Annotated in this window: 18 protein-coding genes and 1 riboswitch; of the genes, 14 read left to right on the forward strand and 4 right to left on the reverse strand. The window is 68.3% G+C overall.

Features of this window, described 5'->3' with window-relative positions; translation table 11 throughout:
- The first annotated feature begins 32 nt into the window (after positions 1-32).
- From QM701_RS03260 to QM701_RS03280, 5 genes are all read left to right on the forward strand, one after another.
- Positions 33-557, forward strand: a complete 525-nt coding sequence (locus QM701_RS03260; protein ID WP_415165659.1) for a GNAT family N-acetyltransferase — start codon at positions 33-35, stop codon at positions 555-557.
- Positions 558-915: 358 nt separating this feature from the next.
- Positions 916-1,233: a YnfA family protein gene (locus QM701_RS03265; RefSeq protein ID WP_415165660.1), complete on the forward strand. Its 318-nt coding sequence runs from the start codon at positions 916-918 to the stop codon at positions 1,231-1,233.
- A gap of 251 nt (positions 1,234-1,484) precedes the next feature.
- Entirely contained in the window at positions 1,485-1,805 is a 321-nt protein-coding gene (locus QM701_RS03270) for a BON domain-containing protein (RefSeq protein ID WP_415165661.1), read from the forward strand.
- A gap of 79 nt (positions 1,806-1,884) precedes the next feature.
- Entirely contained in the window at positions 1,885-2,262 is a 378-nt protein-coding gene (locus QM701_RS03275) for a hypothetical protein (protein ID WP_415165662.1), read from the forward strand.
- Positions 2,263-2,340: 78 nt separating this feature from the next.
- A complete protein-coding gene (locus QM701_RS03280; protein WP_415165663.1) occupies positions 2,341-4,473 on the forward strand; it encodes an AsmA family protein in 2,133 nt (710 codons plus the stop codon).
- A 137-nt stretch (positions 4,474-4,610) separates the two neighbouring features.
- Here QM701_RS03280 and QM701_RS03285 read toward each other — a convergent pair whose 3' ends face one another.
- The 4 genes from QM701_RS03285 to QM701_RS03300 all read right to left on the reverse strand — a co-directional run bounded on the left by QM701_RS03285 (position 4,611) and on the right by QM701_RS03300 (position 7,126).
- Positions 4,611-4,880 carry a hypothetical protein gene (locus QM701_RS03285; protein WP_415165664.1) on the reverse strand — a complete coding sequence of 90 codons (270 nt, stop codon included), beginning with the start codon at positions 4,878-4,880 and terminating at the stop codon, positions 4,611-4,613.
- Positions 4,881-5,193: 313 nt separating this feature from the next.
- Entirely contained in the window at positions 5,194-5,640 is a 447-nt protein-coding gene (locus QM701_RS03290; protein WP_415165665.1) for a PRC-barrel domain-containing protein, read from the reverse strand.
- 315 nt (positions 5,641-5,955) lie between these two features.
- Positions 5,956-6,498, reverse strand: a complete 543-nt coding sequence (locus tag QM701_RS03295; RefSeq protein ID WP_415165666.1) for a flavin reductase family protein — start codon at positions 6,496-6,498, stop codon at positions 5,956-5,958.
- Between the two features lie 31 nt (positions 6,499-6,529).
- Entirely contained in the window at positions 6,530-7,126 is a 597-nt protein-coding gene (locus QM701_RS03300; RefSeq protein WP_415165667.1) for an IMPACT family protein, read from the reverse strand.
- Between the two features lie 86 nt (positions 7,127-7,212).
- A riboswitch (cobalamin riboswitch) is annotated at positions 7,213-7,438 on the forward strand.
- Between the two features lie 244 nt (positions 7,439-7,682).
- On the opposite strand from QM701_RS03300, the gene QM701_RS03305 reads away from it, so the two are divergent.
- The 9 genes from QM701_RS03305 (at position 7,683) to QM701_RS03345 (ending at position 17,572) form a co-directional block, all read left to right on the forward strand.
- Positions 7,683-8,465, forward strand: coding sequence for a hypothetical protein (locus QM701_RS03305; protein WP_415165668.1), 783 nt, complete (start codon positions 7,683-7,685; stop codon positions 8,463-8,465).
- Complete coding sequence (locus QM701_RS03310; RefSeq protein ID WP_415165669.1) at positions 8,462-9,265, forward strand: hypothetical protein; 804 nt, start codon at positions 8,462-8,464, stop codon at positions 9,263-9,265. Before QM701_RS03305 ends, QM701_RS03310 begins: the two co-directional genes overlap by 4 nt.
- A gap of 6 nt (positions 9,266-9,271) precedes the next feature.
- Positions 9,272-10,399 carry an ABC transporter substrate-binding protein gene (locus tag QM701_RS03315; protein ID WP_415165670.1) on the forward strand — a complete coding sequence of 376 codons (1,128 nt, stop codon included), beginning with the start codon at positions 9,272-9,274 and terminating at the stop codon, positions 10,397-10,399.
- 4 nt (positions 10,400-10,403) lie between these two features.
- Positions 10,404-11,447 carry a FecCD family ABC transporter permease gene (locus QM701_RS03320; protein WP_415165671.1) on the forward strand — a complete coding sequence of 348 codons (1,044 nt, stop codon included), beginning with the start codon at positions 10,404-10,406 and terminating at the stop codon, positions 11,445-11,447.
- Positions 11,444-12,640, forward strand: a complete 1,197-nt coding sequence (locus QM701_RS03325; RefSeq protein ID WP_415165672.1) for an ABC transporter ATP-binding protein — start codon at positions 11,444-11,446, stop codon at positions 12,638-12,640. Before QM701_RS03320 ends, QM701_RS03325 begins: the two co-directional genes overlap by 4 nt.
- The gene (locus QM701_RS03330; protein WP_415165673.1) at positions 12,637-14,664 is read left to right on the forward strand and encodes an AAA family ATPase; all 2,028 of its coding nucleotides are present in this window, start codon (positions 12,637-12,639) and stop codon (positions 14,662-14,664) included. The genes QM701_RS03325 and QM701_RS03330 overlap by 4 nt, the downstream gene beginning before the upstream one ends.
- Complete coding sequence (locus tag QM701_RS03335) at positions 14,661-15,701, forward strand: ATP-binding protein (RefSeq protein WP_415165674.1); 1,041 nt, start codon at positions 14,661-14,663, stop codon at positions 15,699-15,701. Before QM701_RS03330 ends, QM701_RS03335 begins: the two co-directional genes overlap by 4 nt.
- 276 nt (positions 15,702-15,977) lie before the next feature.
- The gene (locus QM701_RS03340) at positions 15,978-16,832 is read left to right on the forward strand and encodes an ABC transporter ATP-binding protein (RefSeq protein ID WP_415165675.1); all 855 of its coding nucleotides are present in this window, start codon (positions 15,978-15,980) and stop codon (positions 16,830-16,832) included.
- The gene (locus QM701_RS03345; protein ID WP_415165676.1) at positions 16,826-17,572 is read left to right on the forward strand and encodes an ABC transporter permease; all 747 of its coding nucleotides are present in this window, start codon (positions 16,826-16,828) and stop codon (positions 17,570-17,572) included. Before QM701_RS03340 ends, QM701_RS03345 begins: the two co-directional genes overlap by 7 nt.
- The last annotated feature ends 16 nt before the right edge of the window (positions 17,573-17,588 follow it).

Raw genomic sequence — 17,588 nt, forward strand, 5'->3', positions numbered from 1 at the left:
TGGGTTATTTCCAACGTTAGGCCGCAGAGCCAATGCGCATCTCCGCCCTCACCGCATCAGATGCCTCGCAGTATCGTGAGCTCATGCTAGAGGCTTACGTTCAGGCCGCTGATGCCTTCACCTCCACGGCTGAGGAGCGCATCAAGGAGCCGCTGTCGTGGTGGACCAACCGCATCGCTTCAGCCTCCGGCCTCAGTCAATGCTTCGGTGCCTTCCAAGCGGAGCAACTGGTCGGCACGGTGGCGCTGGAGTACTCGGCCAAACCGAAAACCCAGCACTCCGCGCTCGTCATCGGCATGTATGTCAGGCCCGGGGCGCGCCGCCTGGGCGCGGGTGCCATGCTCATGCAGGCAGCCATTTCCGCGGCTCGTGCCAGGCCAGGTCTTCGCATGCTCCGCCTCACGGTCACGCAGGGCAACGAGGCCGCCTTCCGGCTGTACGAGTCCGTCGGGTTCTCCGCTTGGGGCGTCGAGCCAATGGTCATCCTCACGCCTTCGGGCTACAAGGCCAAGGTACACATGGTCTTGCAGCTTGGCGGCACCGAAACTGCGGCCTAACCCTGCGCTCGAACCGACTCGCACCGGCATGGCGATCGCGGCTCAGCTCAAACGTTCATGAACGGCTGCTTTGCCTTTTCTTGAAGGTCCGCAACGAGTCGTTAGGGACCAGAAACCGCCCTCTCCTCGTAATTTTTTGAAATTGACTACAAAAAAAAGCGGCACTGAATCTACTGTGTTGCGAGATCGACACCGATACCAGTTTCCGTCCTCTCCGCTAGTTATGAACATAGCCCGTACTATTGACGATTTATTGCCGTTTCGCCGAAGCCCTGCCCATGCCCACATGGGGACGCTAAGGGCGGTCGCAGCTGTGGCATAAGCTGCGACACTGGGCGAACGAACGGAGCCTTCCTCGATGAAGACATTTGCGCTGTACGTAGCAACCGCACTGGCCGAAATCATTGGTTGCTACCTGCCGTACCTGTGGCTAAAAGAAGGAAAATCGGCATGGCTGCTGCTGCCTGCCGCCGCAAGTCTTGCCGTCTTCGCGTGGCTTTTGACGATGCACGAAACAGCCGCCGGGCGCGTTTACGCAGCCTACGGCGGTGTTTACATCGGTGTAGCTATCGTATGGCTATGGGTCGTTGATGGAGTACGCCCGACCCACTGGGATATGGCCGGTGTTTTGGTTGCACTTACGGGCATGGGCATCATCATGTTTCAGCCGAAATAAAAAAGCCTGGCACGAAGTAGGGCAAAAGTCCCCCGCAGCCTTGATGGACTTTGGCCGATCACCCGTTTACAACTTTCCATCGGCGGCCGGAACCAAAAGCCGGCCTCATTATTTCCGACCCTTTCTGTAGGACATGGCCGACTGAACATTCGGCCGTCTCCCACAGTATTCATCCGGCCGAATCTCTAGCATGGAAGTGTCGCTCGGCGCCGTGCGGCCGCATGTGATTCACCATGACTAAGGAGACTGTGATGAACAACGCTAGAACGACTCTCGCTACGCTCGTGATCGCCGGCTTCCTGGGTATCGGCCCCGCGGCCGGTGCAGCGACGCCGGACAAATCCACCGTCGGGGAGTACATAGACGACTCGACCATCACCACGCGGGTGAAAGCCAAGTTCGCGGAGGATCGCGACGTAAGCGCCATGGCCATCAAGGTGGAGACGTTGCATGGCGTCGTACAGCTGTCGGGATTCGCCAAGGCCGCGAATGAAAAATCGAAGGCCGAAACCATTGCGCGCAACACCTCGGGGGTGAAGGACGTGCGCAACGATATCGTCGTCCGCCCGTAACGGACGCGGCTCGCGAGAACCCGCGTCTCGATCCCGCGCGTGGGTTCGCGTCCGGATGCCGGGCACGTCGATTGCCCGCATGCGTGTGGTCTGGACGGATCGGACACTCTTCGCATTCGACACGCCGGTCGCGCGAGAAAAGCGCGCCGGCGCGGGAACCATGGAGGTGGCAATGAACAGCGCATTTATCGAGTACCGGCGGACGAGCGGCTGCCGACTGGCCGAGACCGCCATCCCGGGGCCGGGAGAGCCGGCCGGGCCTCAGAACGAGCCTGAAATCCCTCCTCCTCGTCCCAACCCCATTACTGATCCGAATCCCATCCCCAACCCGAATCCCAATCCCGACGTCGTTCCGGGCAACGTGCCGCCGCCCGAGGTGGACGTTCCCCCGCCGCCCGAAATCGATCCGGAGCCGACCGAACCGCAGGTAACGCCGCCGCCGGTACGGGACAGGTGACACGATGGATTGACGCCGGACGCAGGCCCACCTCCTCTTTTGACACGCCGGACTGAGCGAGGAATGGACGCGAAAGAGATGAACGCCATGCGAAACCAACGGCAAGGGCAGTCGGGCCGGGTCTCGCCCGCGCTGCTGCGCCGGCCGTGGTTCTGGGTGGTCCTGGCCGTGGCGGTCGTAGCGCTGCTGGAATGGATGGCGTGGCCCTTCCTGCGCTGGCCGGCGGAGCGCGGCCTGTCCGCGCTGCTGAAGCGGGAAGTGACGATCGACGGCCGCTTCGGCATCCGTTTTCTGGGTTCGCTGCGCACGCACATGGGCCGGTTCGTGATCGGGCCGCCGCCGTCCGACAGCGGCTTCGGCGAGGAGCAGCGGGACCTGCTGCGCGCGGACGGGCTGGATCTGGCGGTGCCGTATGCCACCCTCTTCTCGCTGGCCGGCCGGAAACCGTCGCGCGAGGACCGGGAAGCCGGACCGCCCCGCCGCCCGTACATCACGGCCCTGGCGGCGGACCGCGTCGAGCTGGTATTGGCGCGCAATGCCGCGGGGCAGGCCAACTGGCGTTTCCGCCCCGCCCGCCCGGACGAGGACGAGCCGCTGGTGCTGCCCGCTTTCGGCCGTCTGAGTCTGGGCGAGGGTGATATCCGCATCGACGATGTACCCAGCCGGTTGAAGGTGCAGGTGAACATCCGCCAGACGGCGGAGGCGCCGGCAGGCACTCCCGGCGCAGCGGCCGTTCCCGGCCTGCAGGCCGACGTGACGGGCGCGTATCGCGGCCAGCCCATGGTCGGGCATGCGCGGATCAGCGCGCTGTCGGCGCTGGCCGACGCGCAGGCCGGAGACACGGCCTTGCCGATCCGGCTGGAGCTGCGGGTGGGCGCCACGCAATTCGCGTTCACCGGGCAGGCGAAAGGAATTCCCCATCTCGCCGAGGCCGACGGGACGTTTCGCCTTTCCGGCGCCTCGCTGGCGGCCGTGGGCCGCATTTTCGGGGTGACGCTGCCGACGACCGCATCGTTTTCGATGCATGGGCAGGCCCGTAAGGAAGGGGACGTCTGGTCGGCGGCGGTCGAGGCGCTGGCGGTGGGCCAGTCCCGGCTCAACGGCGACTTCCGCTACGATCCGGGCGGCAAGGTCCCCCGCCTGACCGGGCGCCTGGGCGGCACGCTGCTGGCGCTGAAGGACCTGGGTCCGGCCGTCGGCGCGTCGCCGAACCGGAGCACCGGAGGACGGAGCCCGGCGCCAGCCGCCGCCGCGGATGCCGGCCGGCGGGTGCTGCCGCAGCGCGAGTTCGACATTCCGTCGCTGGCGGCGATGGATGCCGACGTGAGCATCGCCCTCGACGCGCTCGACCTGGGCTCCGACCAACTGGAGAAGATGGCGCCGCTGCGCGGTCATCTCATCCTGGAGGAGCGCCAGCTGTCGATACTCGACCTGGTGGCCGGAACGTCGAACGGCACGGTGCGCGGCAAGGTGGCGTTCGACGCGCGCCGGGAGACGCCGCGCTGGACCGCCGAACTGAACTGGTCCGGCATTCAGCTCGACCGCTTCATCAAGACGCGCAATCCGGCCGACCGCGCGGCCTCTTCCGGCTACGTGAGCGGCATTCTCGCGGGCCGCGCGCGCCTGACCGGCGACGGCCGTTCGACCGCGCGCATCCTGGCGACGCTGAACGGTGAACTGCAAATGTGGGTGCGCGACGGCAAGATCTCGCATCTGCTGGTCGAAGCGCTGGGCCTGGACATTGCCCAGGCGCTGGGCGTGCTGGTGCGTGGCGACGACCCGCTGGCCATGCGCTGCGCCGTGGCCTCGGTCGGCGTTCGGAACGGCATGGCGGAGCCCACGGTGGCGCTGATCGAAACCAGCGACAGCACGGTGCAGGGCTCGGGCAGCATTTCCCTGTCGGACGAGCGGCTCGATCTGGTCTTCAAGACCGCGCCCAAGGACATTTCACCGGCCGCGCTGCGCGCGCCGCTGCACGTGGAGGGAAATTTTGCCGATCCCGAAGTACGCCTCGACAAGCGCCCGATCGGCATGCGCGTGGCCGCCGCCGCGGCGCTGGCGGCGATCACGCCGGTGGCGGCGCTGCTGGCGCTGATCGATCTGGGCGAGGAAGACAAGCAGGCCTGCCTGAACGCCGTCCCCCCTTTGCGCGACAACGCGCCGCAGACGCGCGGCAAGCCGCCGCGCAAGGCGGACATCCGGCGGAAGTGACGATCGCGTGCAGGCATGCCGCACCGCGCGGATCAGCCTCTCGATCCGCGGCGACGGCCGGATTCGCAGCGTATTTCCCGAAACCGGCCCGTCTGGAGGCAATGGCCGAAGGCGGGAGCAGACGACCTCGCGACGCCTTAGGGCTTCCGTTCGGGAATCTGGGTGTCCTCGGTATCGGGGGCAGTAAGGCCTTCCTCGTCCGCGACTTCGGTGGCGATCTCAAGGGTGTCCGAGCCGGGTCCCCGGCCAGGGGTTTTATGGCTCTGGCGGCCGGATGAATCCTTGGGAGCGCGGCGGCCGGTTTGCGGCGCGGTACGATCCTTGTCCTTTTCCGGCGCGGACGTCTCGCTGCGTGTCCCGGTTCCGGACAGCGGGGTTGCCTTGTCTTTATCGGAGGCATTCTTCATTGCGTCGATCTCCAAAGGGAACAGGGATAGAGGTATCGGGCAAGGGAGATACCCGACGAGCGGATGCGCCTTGGGACCATGGAGCATGTCCTATGCGCCGGGCGAAATGCCTGCCGATTCCGCCCCGTGGCCCTTCCGCGCCGGGCTGTGCAGGCAGAAGGCCACGGTGCCGCAGCAGGTCCGCGGGCGTGCCGCGTTCGGCGATGCGGCCGTGTTCGAGCACTAGAATCTGTCCGCATGCACCACCGAGATCGGGGACATGCATGAAAATCCGGCGGGCGGCCGGACGGCGCCGCCCGCCGGGGGACAGCCGTTACAGATCGCGGGATTGCCAGTAATTGCGCTGTCCATAGTAGGCATGGACTTCACTGGCCCATGAGGTGTCGGCCATCGACGGCCAATGGTCCTTGTCGAACCCCGGCGCCATTTTCAGGCGCTCGGCGTCGACGTCCAGGATGAAGCACTTGCGTTCCACGTCCAGGGTCAGGGCCGCCCACGGGATGGCGAACAGCTTGTCGCCGATGCCGAGCAGCCCGCCGGACGAAAGCACGGCATAGGCGACCTGGCCGCTCGGCACGTCGATCATTATTTCCTTGATCTTGCCGAGGTTCTCCCCCGTGCCGTTAACGACCTCGTCGCCTTCGAGCGTGCTCGCCGCCATCACCTCGGGTCCCGGACCCTCGGGAATATCCCGGGGCGTTCCGACGATCGCGGGGCGCGAACCGGGCAGCGAAGCGTCTTCTGAAAATGCGGTTGCCATAGCTGTCTCCTATCGGGTTTGGGTGGATTGAATCTGCCAGGGGACCGGGTGGAAGTCCTGGCGGTCGTGCACCTGGGCGGCGGCAAACGACGTGCCCCCGCAATCGCCCGAACATCCCGCCTGGAGCGCCGGCAACCGGGCCGACCCTGAAAAACGTACGGAAATAATTACCTCTCCTCGCCGCGCGAACGGCCTAGGCAAGACCTCATGGCCGTGAATCCTTCCTCGTGGCGAACCATGCCTTGAACGGAGGCGCTTATTCACCGCACAAAATGCGGTGAATAAGAGTGCCATTCGCCGCTGAGGCGCGAATGGCTAAACGCCCGGCGGCAGCTTGCTGCGCATCATTTTCCTCCGGTCGATGCGCTCGCCGTCCACGATGAAGGTGCCGTCGCCGACGGCATGGATCGTCCTTTTCTCCTTGCGGGTTCCGTCGCGGTACGCGGCGACGCCCTCCAGCACGACGATGTTGTGCTTCTCCACGATGTCGACGACCTTGCATTCGATGTTGGCCAGGCACTCCCTGATCAGCGGCGCCCGGACATGCTGCGCGGCCAGCGGGGTCAGGCCGAAGCGCTCGAACTTGTCCGTATCCGCACCGGAGCACGTGCCCACGCCCACCACCCGGTCGATCAGGTCGACGGTCGGCACGGCAATCACGCATTCCCGCGATTTTCTCAGCGCGGCGTAGGAGTGGTTCCACGGGCCGGTGGTCATAGCGAAGGTCGGCGTGAAGTCCACGACCATGGTCCATGAGATAGTCATCACGTTGTTCTTCTGGCCGTCGTGCGTGGCGACCAGCACGACGGGGCCGGACTCCATCAGGGTGAAGGCCTTGGCGAGCGGCAATCGTCTCATCGTCACCTCCGTCGAACGCGGAAAACCGCGATCAGGTCGAATCCTCTTCCCGCCAGACGATCCGCCCGCCGGCCGCTTCGTTCAGGCGGGCGATCAGCGCGGCGGCGGCATTTTCCGGCAGGCCGAATTCGCAGCATACGCCGGCGCCGTGGGCCACGCGCTCCAGCGTCGCGCCGCTCCGTTCGAGTTCGCGCCGGAGCAGGCCTTCCAGCGGGTACGGCAGCTCGCAGCGCAGCCTGCGCAGCCGGAAGATTTCCACCTTGCGGGCGCCGAGCAGCGCCTGCGCGACGCTGCCGGCATACGAGCGCACCAGCCCGCCGGCGCCGAGCTTGACGCCGCCAAAGTAGCGCACCACGGTCGCCAGCACGCCGTCGAGATCCTGGTGGCGCAAGACGTCCAGCATGGGCCGGCCCGCCGTACCGCCGGGCTCGCCGTCATCCACCGCGGCCGACTGCCCGCCAGCCAGCAGCGCCCAGCAGACGTGGGCAGCGTCCGGGTGCCGCGCGCGCAGTCCGGCCACGACCTTCTGCGCCGCAGCCCGGTCCACCGTCGGCTGCACGCAGGCGATGAAGCGGCTCTTCTTGACGATCAGTTCGTGGTGGACGGGAGACGCGAGGGTCAGCGGCATGTCTGCGCGGCGGGACGGGGCGATGGCGGCAAGTGTAGCCGACCCGGCGCCGGCCGGCGGCTTGTGTGTTTCCAACTCGCCCGATAGAATGCCCGTTGATTTCGGGTGCTCCGTTCCACGGCCGTGGAATGGAGTGAAACGGGAAGCCGGTGCCTCTGCTCATCTTCGTGAGCCAGACATTCCGGCGCAGCCCCCGCTGCTGTAGGCCTGACGATTCCGGCAATACGCCACTGCGCGACGCGATTCGCGCGGGAAGGTGCCGGAAGAGGATGACGGCGAGCCAGAAGACCGGCCCGAGAGCTTGGATGGGTATTTCCCCGGGGTGGGTGAAAGCCGTCTGGCGCCACGCGACAACAAGAAGCATCCGCGCATCGCGGAAACCGGAAAGAACCTCTTTCCACCTGCTTGTGCTTCCACCCGTCCGCGCGGCCTTGGCCGACTGGAACCGTTGCGGCGTTTTCCGACGTTTCGAGCATTCCCCCGACCCGGTGATCCCACGCTTCGTTTGATCGGCGGTGCGCCTTTTTCCGGGCATCGCGCGCATTGGGGAAGGACCATGGAACTGAGCCGGTGGGTGCTCAAGGTCGAAGCATTGCTGCTGTTGCTGGCGCTGATCGCCGCATGGCTGCCGGGCCGCGCCAGCCGCCCGGCGCATCCTGCGGCAAGCGCCGCGTGGTGGGCTGCGGCGGCGGCCGGCGCGTGGTATGCCGGCCTGCGCTACTGGATGGTCTGGCCGATGACGCCGATGTTCTCCGGCAGTATCCTCTTTCCGCCGCTGCTCGCTCTGCTGGGCATGTCCGCGCTGCGCGGCGGCCGCGCCGAGGGCGCGCTCGTGGTGCGCCGCTGGCTGATCGCCTGCGGGCTGGTGGCGGTGCTCGCCGGCGTCTGCTTCCCCAAGGATTTCTACGTGCCGATCATCAAGACGACGTCCGTCTACGCGCACGGCGTGCTGCTGTTCGGTTCACTCGGACGCGCCTGCCTGTTCATCGCCGGCGGCTGGGGCTGCGCCGCGCTGTGCGGGCACGGCAACGTGATGCAGCGCATGTTCCGCTGGATGATCTGGGGCTTCGCCTTCTGGACGCTGTCGCTGTTTTCCGGAGAAGTCTGGTCGTATTCCGGCTGGGGCGTGCCGATGGTCTGGGAGGACGCATCCACGCTGACCGCCATCGCCACCTGGTTGTTCTACGTCGGCGCCATCCACCTGCACCTGGGCGGCCTGGGAAGCCGCCGGATGCGCGCGGGGATGAGCGTCCTCGGCGTGGCGCTGGTCCTCGTCCTCAACGGCGGCCCGGACATGGGGCCGTTCCGCAACCCACTCGCCGGAGGGTGGCTGCCATGAGCGGATCATTGCGCGGACTCGCGGTCCGGCTGTGGCGCGCGCTCGGCAGCATCCGCCTGACCGTCGCCCTCTGCTTCCTGCTCGCCGCCGACCTCGGGCTGGGCTATCTGTCGCTGCGGGAGAACCTCGAAATCTTCGCGCCGATGAGCGACGTCGGCCTGCTCGAATGGATGGACAGCTACGGCGCCGCCAATCCGGCGCATGCGCTCTGGTTCTTCGTCATGCTCGTCCTGCTCGGCGGGCTGGCGGTCAACACCTTCGTGTGCACGACCGAGCGCGTCATCCACATCCTGGCGCAGCGCCCGGCCCGGCGCGAGCTGCCGTTCCGCCTCGCGCCGCACCTGATGCACTACGCCGTGCTGATCATCCTCGCCGGCTATCTGTGCAGCTATCTGTTCGCCACCAGCGACACCGGCCGCGCCTTGCGCCCCGGCGGACGCATCGAACTCCCCGGCACGGGAGCGGCACTACATTTCCACGGCTTCGCGCCGGACGTGCTGCAAGGCAAGCGCGTGGAAGCGTTCGAGGGGTACGTGATGCGGCCGAACGCACAAGTGACGATCCTGCGCGACGGACAGGCCTACCCGGCGGTGCTCAATTTCAACGCGCCGATCCACGTTGACGGCGTCGGCATCTACCTGAGCGACTTCCAGCCGCGCAAGCCGGGCGGCGGCATGGGCCGCGCCTACATCGGGCTGATCGTGCGCCGCGACCCGTCGGCGGTCATCTACCAGTCGGGCATGGCGATCTTCGTGCTGGGGCTCGCGCTTTATGTTTTCGGACGCAAATTCAGGAGGTAGGAAACCATGGGAATCTTTCGCCGAACCGGTTGGATCGGCTGTCTGGCCGCCGTGCTGATCACCGCGCTGGCCGCCTGCCAGAACGACGCCGCCGTGCAGAAACCGAAGAAATCGTTCATGAACATCGGCGAGTTCTCGGTCAACAAGAAGGACGGCTACACCGAGGTGCGCGACGGCGCCGGCCGCAAGCTGGCGCTGATCCCGCGCGGCGCGAAGGCGCCCGAGGGCTTCGCGCCGACCAACGTGATCGAGATACCGGTGCGCCGCGCGGTCGCCTACCGCGCCTTCGAGGTCGGCATCATGGCGGCGCTCGGCGTCTCCGACGCGCTGGTCGGGGTGACCGACCCGAAGGAAAAATGGATGCGCGAAGACGTGCGGCGCGGCTTCGACGAAGGCCGCATCGTCTATGTCGGCCAGAGCAGCGACGTCAACTTCGAGCGCATCAAGGCGCAGCACCCGGACATGGTGATGACCTGGGACCCATCGATCATCCCGATGATGGACAGCCTGGGCATCCCGGTCGTGGTCACCACCACGCCGGTCGCCACGTGCCTCAGCACGCACATGCGCTTCGTCGAGTTCATCGCGCCGTTCTTCGAGCGGGAGGCGCAAGGCAAGGCCTATTTCGAGAAAGTCGCCGCCGCCCTGCAGGACATCCGCGACCGCACCAAGGACCTGCCGCAGCCCAAGGCCATGTGGGGCGACATCTACGAGAAGCGCGTGCTCGTCGAACCCGGCAACGCCTGGGTGGCGGAACTGATCGGGCTGGCGCAGAGCAGCTACCTGTTCGACGACGTGTACGGCACCTCGTGCATCGAGATTTCCACCGAACGCTTCATCCACAGCGGCAAGGAGGCGGACATCTATTTCACCTACCGCACGCCGGGACGCGGCGCCTCGTCGAAGGCGGCGCTGGCGCGCTCCAACCCCCTCATCGCCGAAATCCGGCCGCTGGGGCCGGAAGGCCGCGTCTATGCGCCCAAGCCCCATTACTCGCAATCGGCCGACCGGCTGGACGAAATCCTGACCGAAATCTCGGCCATCCTCCATCCGCAAGCCTATCCGGAGCACACGCTGTCGTTCTTCGTCGAGCTGCCGGACACCGATCCGGTCAAGCCGGCCGCGGGAGGTTGATGCCATGCACGCCGAAGCCATTCAAGCCAACCTGATCGCCCCGCTCAGCCGCCGCGCCTGGGTGTTCGCCCTGCTCCTCGCGCTGACCGCCGTGATGATGGTGCTCAACCTGCGCATCGGGTCGATCTCCTACCCCGTCAACGACCTGATCGGCGCGCTGCTCAATCCCGCCGGGAAGAGCGACATTTCCTACATCGTCTGGAACATCCGCCTGCCGCGCACCATCGCCGCCGCGCTCGGCGGCGCCTTCCTGGCCGTCTCCGGCCTGCTGCTGCAGGTGTATTTCCGCAACCTGATCGTCGGACCGTTCATCCTCGGCATCTCGTCCGGCTCGACGGTGATGGTCTCGCTGGTCATGCTGACCAGCATCGGCCTGGGGTTCTCGGGCTACGCGCCGTATCTCAACACCATCGCCTCGTGCCTTGGCGCCTACGGCGTCACCGCGCTGATCGTGGCCATCGCCGCGCGCGTGCGCGGCGGCGCGACCCTGCTGATCATCGGCCTGATGATGGGCTACCTGTGCGGCGCGGTGACCTCGATCCTCACCGCGCTGGCCGAGAAGGAAACGATCAAGGGCTTCGTGCTGTGGCAGATGGGCAGCTTTTCCGGCTTCAAGTGGGCCGAGGTGTGGATCATGTTCATCGTCGGCGGCCTGATGCTCGCCGGCACCTACCTGATGAGCAAGCCGCTCAACGCGCTGCTGCTCGGCGAGGACTACGCCGCGTCGATGGGCGTGGACATCCGCCGCTTCCGCCTGGCGATCCTGCTGCTCGCCTCGTCGCTGGCCGGGCTGGTGACCGCCTTCGCCGGCCCGGTCGCCTTCATCGGCCTGGCCGTGCCGCACATGGCGCGGCTCTCCCTCGGCACCTCGGACAACCGCGTGCTGCTGCCCGGCGCCTGCCTGTTCGGCGCGCTGATCACCAGCCTGTGCGACCTGATCGCGCGCATGTGGCTGTCCCCGGTCGAACTGCCGCTGTCGGCGATCACCGCCTTCTTCGGCGCGCCGATCGTCATCTACCTGCTCCTGAAAAAGGGAATGAAATCGTGACCCACGCAAGCATCCTGCGCAGTTCGGGACTGACCGTCGGCTATCGCCAGCCGGTCCTCTCGGACATCGATCTCGACTTCGGGCGCGGCCAGTTCATCGGCCTGCTCGGCCCCAACGGCGCGGGCAAGACGACGCTGCTGCGCACCCTGTCGCGGCACATCAAGCCGCTGTCCGGCACGGTCGAAATCCTCGGGCAGAACATCGAGCGCATCAGCGCGCTCGACCTGGCGCGCGCCGTGTCGGTCTGCCTGACCGACAACGCCAAGCCGCCGCTGCTGTCGGTGAGCGAGTTCGTGGCGCTCGGGCGCTACCCGCACACCGGCTTCATGGGCCGACTGTCGGCGCGCGACGTCGAGGTCGTCGGCCAGTCGCTCGCCGCCGTGGCCGCCGGCGACCTGGCCGACCGCCTGGTCGAGGAGCTGAGCGACGGCGAGCGGCAGAAGGTGGTCCTGGCGCGGGCGCTGGCGCAGGAGCCGAAACTGATGCTGCTCGACGAACCGACCGCGCACCTCGACCTCAAGCACCGCATCGAGGTCATGGGCATCCTGCGGTCGCTGTGCCGCACGCGGGGACTCAGCGTGCTCGCCTCGCTGCACGACATCGACATCGCCGCCAAGGTGGCCGATCGCGTCCTGCTGGTCGGCGAAGGCCGCGTCTGCGACTACGGGCTGCCGGAGGCGGTGCTGACCGGCGAGAAGGTCGCCCGCCTCTACGACTTCGACGCCGCCGATTTCGACCTGCGGCTCGGCAGCATCGAATTCCGCGGCGACGGCGGCGCCGGCCGGGCCTTCGTCATCGCCGGCCACGGCACGGGCGCCGCGCTGTTCCGGCTGCTCAGCAAGAAGGGCTTGACGATCGAGACCGGCGTGCTCAACGAGGGCGACCTCGACGCCTACGTCGCCGGTGCGCTCGGCGCGGTCTCCTATGTGCGCGCGGCCCACGCCGACGCGCCTTGCCAGACGCTCGCGGCCGCCCTCGACGCCCTGCCCGCCTGCGATTTCGTCGTGGACAGCGGCGCCCGCGGCCCCGACGCCGACGCCCTGCGCGCCCGCTCCGCCGAACGCGGCATGCCGTTCTTCCGGCTGGGGGACACCGGGCACGGACACGCCTGCGCCAGCCTGGCCGAACTGTCCGCCGCCATCGACCGCCTGCACGTTGCCGGCCACGAATCCAGCCAGCGGGCCACGGCATGACGCGGAACGACGCCGGCCGGCCCGGCCAGCCGCGCCACCGGCCGCACCACCATCTGCTGCGCCGCGGCTATCCGTTCTCGGCGATCCTCGCGCAGGAGGAGATGAAGCTGGCGCTGCTGCTCAACGCCGTGAACCCGGCGATCGGCGGCGTCGTGGTGCGCGGCGAGAAAGGCACCGCCAAATCGACCGCCGCGCGCGGCCTGCGCCACCTGCTGCCGCCGGCCGCCGACGGGACGGCGCCGGCATTCGTCGATTTCCCGCTCGGCGCCACCGAGGACATGGTCATCGGCGCCATCGACTTCGAAAGCGCGGTGCGCGACGGCGAGCTGCGCTTCCAGCCCGGACTGCTGGCGCGCGCCCACGGCGGCGTGCTGTACATCGACGAAGTGAACCTGCTCGACGACCACCTGGTCGACAGCATCCTCAACGCGGCGGAGAGCGGCGAGAACATCGTCGAGCGCGAGGGGCAGAGCCTGCGCCACCCGTCCCGCTTCATCCTGATCGGCACGATGAACCCCGAGGAAGGCGAATTGCGCCCGCAGCTGCTCGACCGCTTCGGACTGGCCGTGTCGATCGGCGGCGACACCGATCCGGACGTGCGCGTCGAGCTGCTCCGGCGGCGCGAGGCCTTCGACCGCGACCCGGCGGCCTTCCTCGCCGCCCGCGCCGGCGAGGAGGCGGCGCTCGGCCGGCGCATCGCCGACGCGCGCGAGCGCCTGCCGGAGGTGGTCATTCCCGGCCATCTGGTCGGCTTCATCACCGAGATCTGCGCCCGCAACCACGTCGCCGGCCACCGCGCCGACATCGTCATCGCGCGCGCGGCGCGGGCGCACGCCGCGTGGCACGGACGCAGCGACGTCAATGCCGACGACATTCTGAAGGTGGCGCCGATGGCGCTGCTGCACCGCATGCGCGCGGGCACGCCGGAAATGCCGCCGCCTCCTCCGCCGCCGGGGCCGCCCAGGGACGAGGAAGAGGAGGCGCAGGAGCCGCAGGACCAGGACCCGCCGCCCGACGAAACCCCGCCGCCGGAAGACGGCGGCGACGCGGCAGACGGCGGGAGCGACGCCGCGCCTCCCCCGCCGGCCGGCGATCCCGGCCGCGACGGCCGGCCCGACGAGGCGCCCCCCGAAAACGACCGCGGCCAGGACGACGAGACACCCGACGACGTGCAGGAAATCGGCGCGACCTACGCCGTGCGCGCGCTCCAGCGCCAGAGCCAGGACCAGGTCCTGCGCACCGGCTCCGGGCGGCGCTCGCGTTCGCGCTCGGCCAGCAAGCAGGGCCGCTACGTCAAGAGCACGCCGCGCCGCTCGGCGCGCAACGACCTGGCGCTCGACGCCACGCTGCGCGCCGCCGCGCCGTACCAGAAGCTGCGGCGCCTCGCCGAACCGGACGGCATGGCGGTGCGCATCGCGCCGGACGACATCCGCGAGAAGATCCGCGAGCGGCGCATCGGCAATTTCCTGCTCTTCGTGGTCGACGGCTCGGGCTCGATGGGCGCGCGCCGCCGCATGGTGGAAACCAAGGCGGCGATCATGAGCCTGCTGCTCGACGCTTACCAGAAGCGCGACAAGGTGGCCATGGTCTCCTTCCGCGGCCGCGCCGCCGAAGTCGTGCTGCCGCCGACCAACTCGGTCGAGCGCGCCGCGCGCCTGCTCGCCGACCTGCCGATCGGCGGCCGCACGCCGCTCACCGCCGGACTGGCCGAAGCGGCCGGCGTGCTGCGCCAGGTGCTGCGCAAGGAACCGGCGATCCTGCCGCTGGTGATCCTGATGACCGACGGCCGCGCCAACGCCGCGCTCGGCGAAGGCGTGCCGCGCGACGAGGCGCTGCGCGCCGCCGCCGCGCTCGGCGCGCAGTTCCCGACGGCGCAGTTCGCCGTGGTCGACACCGAGGCGCCGGGCGTCGTCCGCCTCGACCTCGCGCGCCAGCTCGCCGTGGCGCTCGGGGCGTCCTATTTCAAAGTCGAGGAACTTCGCGCCGAAGACCTCGTTTCCATCGCCAAGGAGCATCAAGCGTGACTACCACCGTGCCAGCGGCCCAGGCCAGCCAAGGCGGCCGCGCCGCCATCTATCCCTTCGTCGCCATCGTCGGCCAGGAAGACCTCAAGAAGAGCCTGATCCTCAACGTCATCAACCCCGGCCTCTCGGGCGTGCTGATCCGCGGCGAGAAAGGCACCGCCAAATCCACCGCCGTGCGCGCGCTGGCCGACCTGCTGCCGGAGATCGACGTGGTCGACGGCGACCCGTTCCAGAGCGACCCGCACGACCCGCGTGCCATGGCGCCGGAGGTGCACGCGCGCCACGCGGCCGGCGAGGCGCTGCCGGTGCGCCGGCGCAAGGTACGGGTGGTCGAACTGCCGGTCTCGGCCACCGAGGACCGGGTGATCGGCACCATCGACCTGGAGACGGCGCTGAAGGAAGGCCGCAAGGTGATCGAGCCGGGCCTGCTCGCCGCCGCCAACCGCGGCATCCTGTACATGGACGAGGTCAACCTGCTCGACGACCATGTGGTCGACGTGCTGCTCGACTCGGCGGCGATGGGCGTCAACACCATCGAGCGCGAAGGCATCAGCCTGTCGCACCCGGCGCGCTTCACGCTGATCGGCACGATGAACCCGGAGGAAGGCGAACTGCGCCCGCAACTGCTCGACCGCTTCGGCCTGTGCGTGCACGTCGAGGGCCTGACCGACCCGGCGCAGCGCGTCGAGGTGGTCAAGCGCCGCGCCGCGTTCGAGGACGATCCGTCCGCCTTCGCCGAACGCTGGGCCGGCGAGACGGAAAAGCTGCGCCAGGCGATCGCCGCCGCCATCGCCGCCTACCCGCACGTGCAGGCGGCCGACGCGATCCTCTACGCCATCGCCGAACGCTCGCTCAGGCTCGGCGTCGACGGCCACCGCAGCGACATCATCATGCTCAAGGCCGCCAAGGCGCTGGCCGCCTGGGCCGGACGCGAGGACGTGCGCGAGGAGGACGTCGACGGCGCGGCGGCGCTGGCGCTGGCCCACCGCGTGCGCCGCCGCCCGTTCGAAAACGTCATCGCCACGCGGGCGGCGTGAAGCCGATGGCGACGGCATGGCATGCGAGCCCCGGGGGTTCCTCCCCCTCCCCTTCAAGGGGAGGGCCGGGGTGGGGATGGGGTCAGAGACGTCAACTCCCTCCTTCTCCGCGCGAACCCCATCCCCCACCCAACCTCCCCCTTGAAGGGGGAGGAGCCGGTCGCTGAACCTCCATCTCTTCGCCTGCCCGCATCCCGATATAACCAAGAACAAAAAAACCTGTCGCCGTGCCCTCCCTGGCCAACAAAGATTTTCCATAATCAACAAAAACCCAAGATGATCGTCCTCGACAATCTGCAAAAGCGTTACGGCGAGCGCGCCGCGCTGGCCGGCGTCAGCCTGCACGTGCGGCCCGGCGAGCTGTTCGCCTACCTCGGGCCGAACGGCGCGGGCAAATCGACCACCATCCGCATCCTCGCCGGCCTGACCCGGCTCTCCGACGGCCGCGCCATCGTCGGCGGCGCCGACATCGAGGCCGATCCGCTGGCCGCCAAGCGGCAGTGCGGACTCGTCGTCCAGCACACCAACGTCGACAACGACCTGTCGCTGGCCGACAACATGGACCTCCACGGCCGGCTGTTCGGCATGCCGGCCGGCGACCGCGCGGAGCGGACGCGCGTGCTGCTCGACTACGTCAACCTCGCCGACCGCCGCGACCAGCGCGTCGGCACCCTGTCCGGCGGCATGAAGCGGCGGCTGATGATCGCCCGCGCGCTGATGCACCGCCCCAAGATCCTGTTCCTCGACGAGCCGACGGTCGGGCTCGACGCCGACGTGCGCCGCCGCCTGTGGGGATTGATCAAGACCATCCAGGCCGGCGGCACGACGATCTTCCTGACCACGCACTACATCGAGGAAGCGGAATTCCTCGCCGACCGCGTGGCTTTCCTCGACGCCGGCCGGCTGCGCGCGCTCGACACGCCCGCCGCGCTCAAGGCCCGCATCGGCGAATGGGCCATCGACCGGTACGGTCGGGAAGGCCGGGGTTCCGTCTATCGCACCGACTATTTTCCCGACCACGGCGCGGCGCAACAGGCCGCCAGCGGCTTCTCCGACGCGCTGACGCTGCGCCGCGTCAGCCTGGAGGACGCCTTCCTGCGCATGACCGGCAAGGAGGCGCTGCCATGCTGAACGGCTGGAACGGCTTCGTCGCCGTCTACCTGCGCGAAATGCGCCTGCTGCGCCGGCGCTTCTTCCGCCACCTGACCTCGATGATGGTGCTGCCGCTGCTCTACCTCGTCGCTTTCGGCACGGCGATGGCCGGGCATTCGCCGCTGCCCGGCCGCAGCTACCTCGAATTCCTGATTCCCGGACTGGTCGCCATGACCTGCATGACGCAGGCCTACGGCATCGCCGGCGAAATCAACGTCGCGCGCTTCTACCTGCACGTGTTCGAGGAATTCCAGGCCGCGCCGATCCCCAACGCAGCCTACGTGCTCGGCGAGGTCTGCGCCGGCGTCACCCGCGCGGCGCTCGGCGTCGCGGTCATCCTCGCCGTCGCGCTGGCCTTTTCCATCGGCGTGCGCGTGGACGGATGCTTCCTGCTCGCCGCCGCGTTGAACGCCGCGGCCTTCGCCTCGCTCGGCGTGCTGCTGGCGATGATCGTCAAGTCGCACGCCGACCAGTCGATGCTGGTGTCCTTCGTGATCACGCCGATGTCCTTCCTTGGCGGCACGCTCTTTCCGGTCGACAGCCTGCCCGGCTGGGCGCAAACCCTGGTCCGGCTGCTGCCGCTGACGCACGCCGCCGACGCCATCCGCAACGCGGCGCTCGGCCTGCCGGCACGGTCCGCCGATTTCGCCGTGCTGGCGGGCGCCGGCGCGCTGTTCTTCATCCTCGCGCTGGCCTCGGTCGGCCGCGCGCGCGACTGAAGCACGACAGTCAGCG

The sequence above is a fragment of the Propionivibrio sp. genome, assembly GCF_047602565.1.
Lineage (GTDB): Bacteria > Pseudomonadota > Gammaproteobacteria > Burkholderiales > Rhodocyclaceae > Propionivibrio.

Coding starts and splice junctions, on each gene's coding strand:
- QM701_RS03290 (WP_415165665.1), bottom strand. CDS start 5,640: ATGGCAACCGCATTTTCAGAAGACGCTTCGCTGCCCGGTTCGCGCCCC.
- QM701_RS03260 (WP_415165659.1), top strand. CDS start 33: ATGCGCATCTCCGCCCTCACCGCATCAGATGCCTCGCAGTATCGTGAG.
- QM701_RS03265 (WP_415165660.1), top strand. CDS start 916: ATGAAGACATTTGCGCTGTACGTAGCAACCGCACTGGCCGAAATCATT.
- QM701_RS03270 (WP_415165661.1), top strand. CDS start 1,485: ATGAACAACGCTAGAACGACTCTCGCTACGCTCGTGATCGCCGGCTTC.
- QM701_RS03330 (WP_415165673.1), top strand. CDS start 12,637: ATGACGCGGAACGACGCCGGCCGGCCCGGCCAGCCGCGCCACCGGCCG.
- QM701_RS03315 (WP_415165670.1), top strand. CDS start 9,272: ATGGGAATCTTTCGCCGAACCGGTTGGATCGGCTGTCTGGCCGCCGTG.
- QM701_RS03320 (WP_415165671.1), top strand. CDS start 10,404: ATGCACGCCGAAGCCATTCAAGCCAACCTGATCGCCCCGCTCAGCCGC.
- QM701_RS03300 (WP_415165667.1), bottom strand. CDS start 7,126: ATGCCGCTGACCCTCGCGTCTCCCGTCCACCACGAACTGATCGTCAAG.
- QM701_RS03340 (WP_415165675.1), top strand. CDS start 15,978: ATGATCGTCCTCGACAATCTGCAAAAGCGTTACGGCGAGCGCGCCGCG.
- QM701_RS03345 (WP_415165676.1), top strand. CDS start 16,826: ATGCTGAACGGCTGGAACGGCTTCGTCGCCGTCTACCTGCGCGAAATG.
- QM701_RS03280 (WP_415165663.1), top strand. CDS start 2,341: ATGAACGCCATGCGAAACCAACGGCAAGGGCAGTCGGGCCGGGTCTCG.
- QM701_RS03285 (WP_415165664.1), bottom strand. CDS start 4,880: ATGAAGAATGCCTCCGATAAAGACAAGGCAACCCCGCTGTCCGGAACC.
- QM701_RS03310 (WP_415165669.1), top strand. CDS start 8,462: ATGAGCGGATCATTGCGCGGACTCGCGGTCCGGCTGTGGCGCGCGCTC.
- QM701_RS03275 (WP_415165662.1), top strand. CDS start 1,885: ATGCGTGTGGTCTGGACGGATCGGACACTCTTCGCATTCGACACGCCG.
- QM701_RS03295 (WP_415165666.1), bottom strand. CDS start 6,498: ATGAGACGATTGCCGCTCGCCAAGGCCTTCACCCTGATGGAGTCCGGC.
- QM701_RS03305 (WP_415165668.1), top strand. CDS start 7,683: ATGGAACTGAGCCGGTGGGTGCTCAAGGTCGAAGCATTGCTGCTGTTG.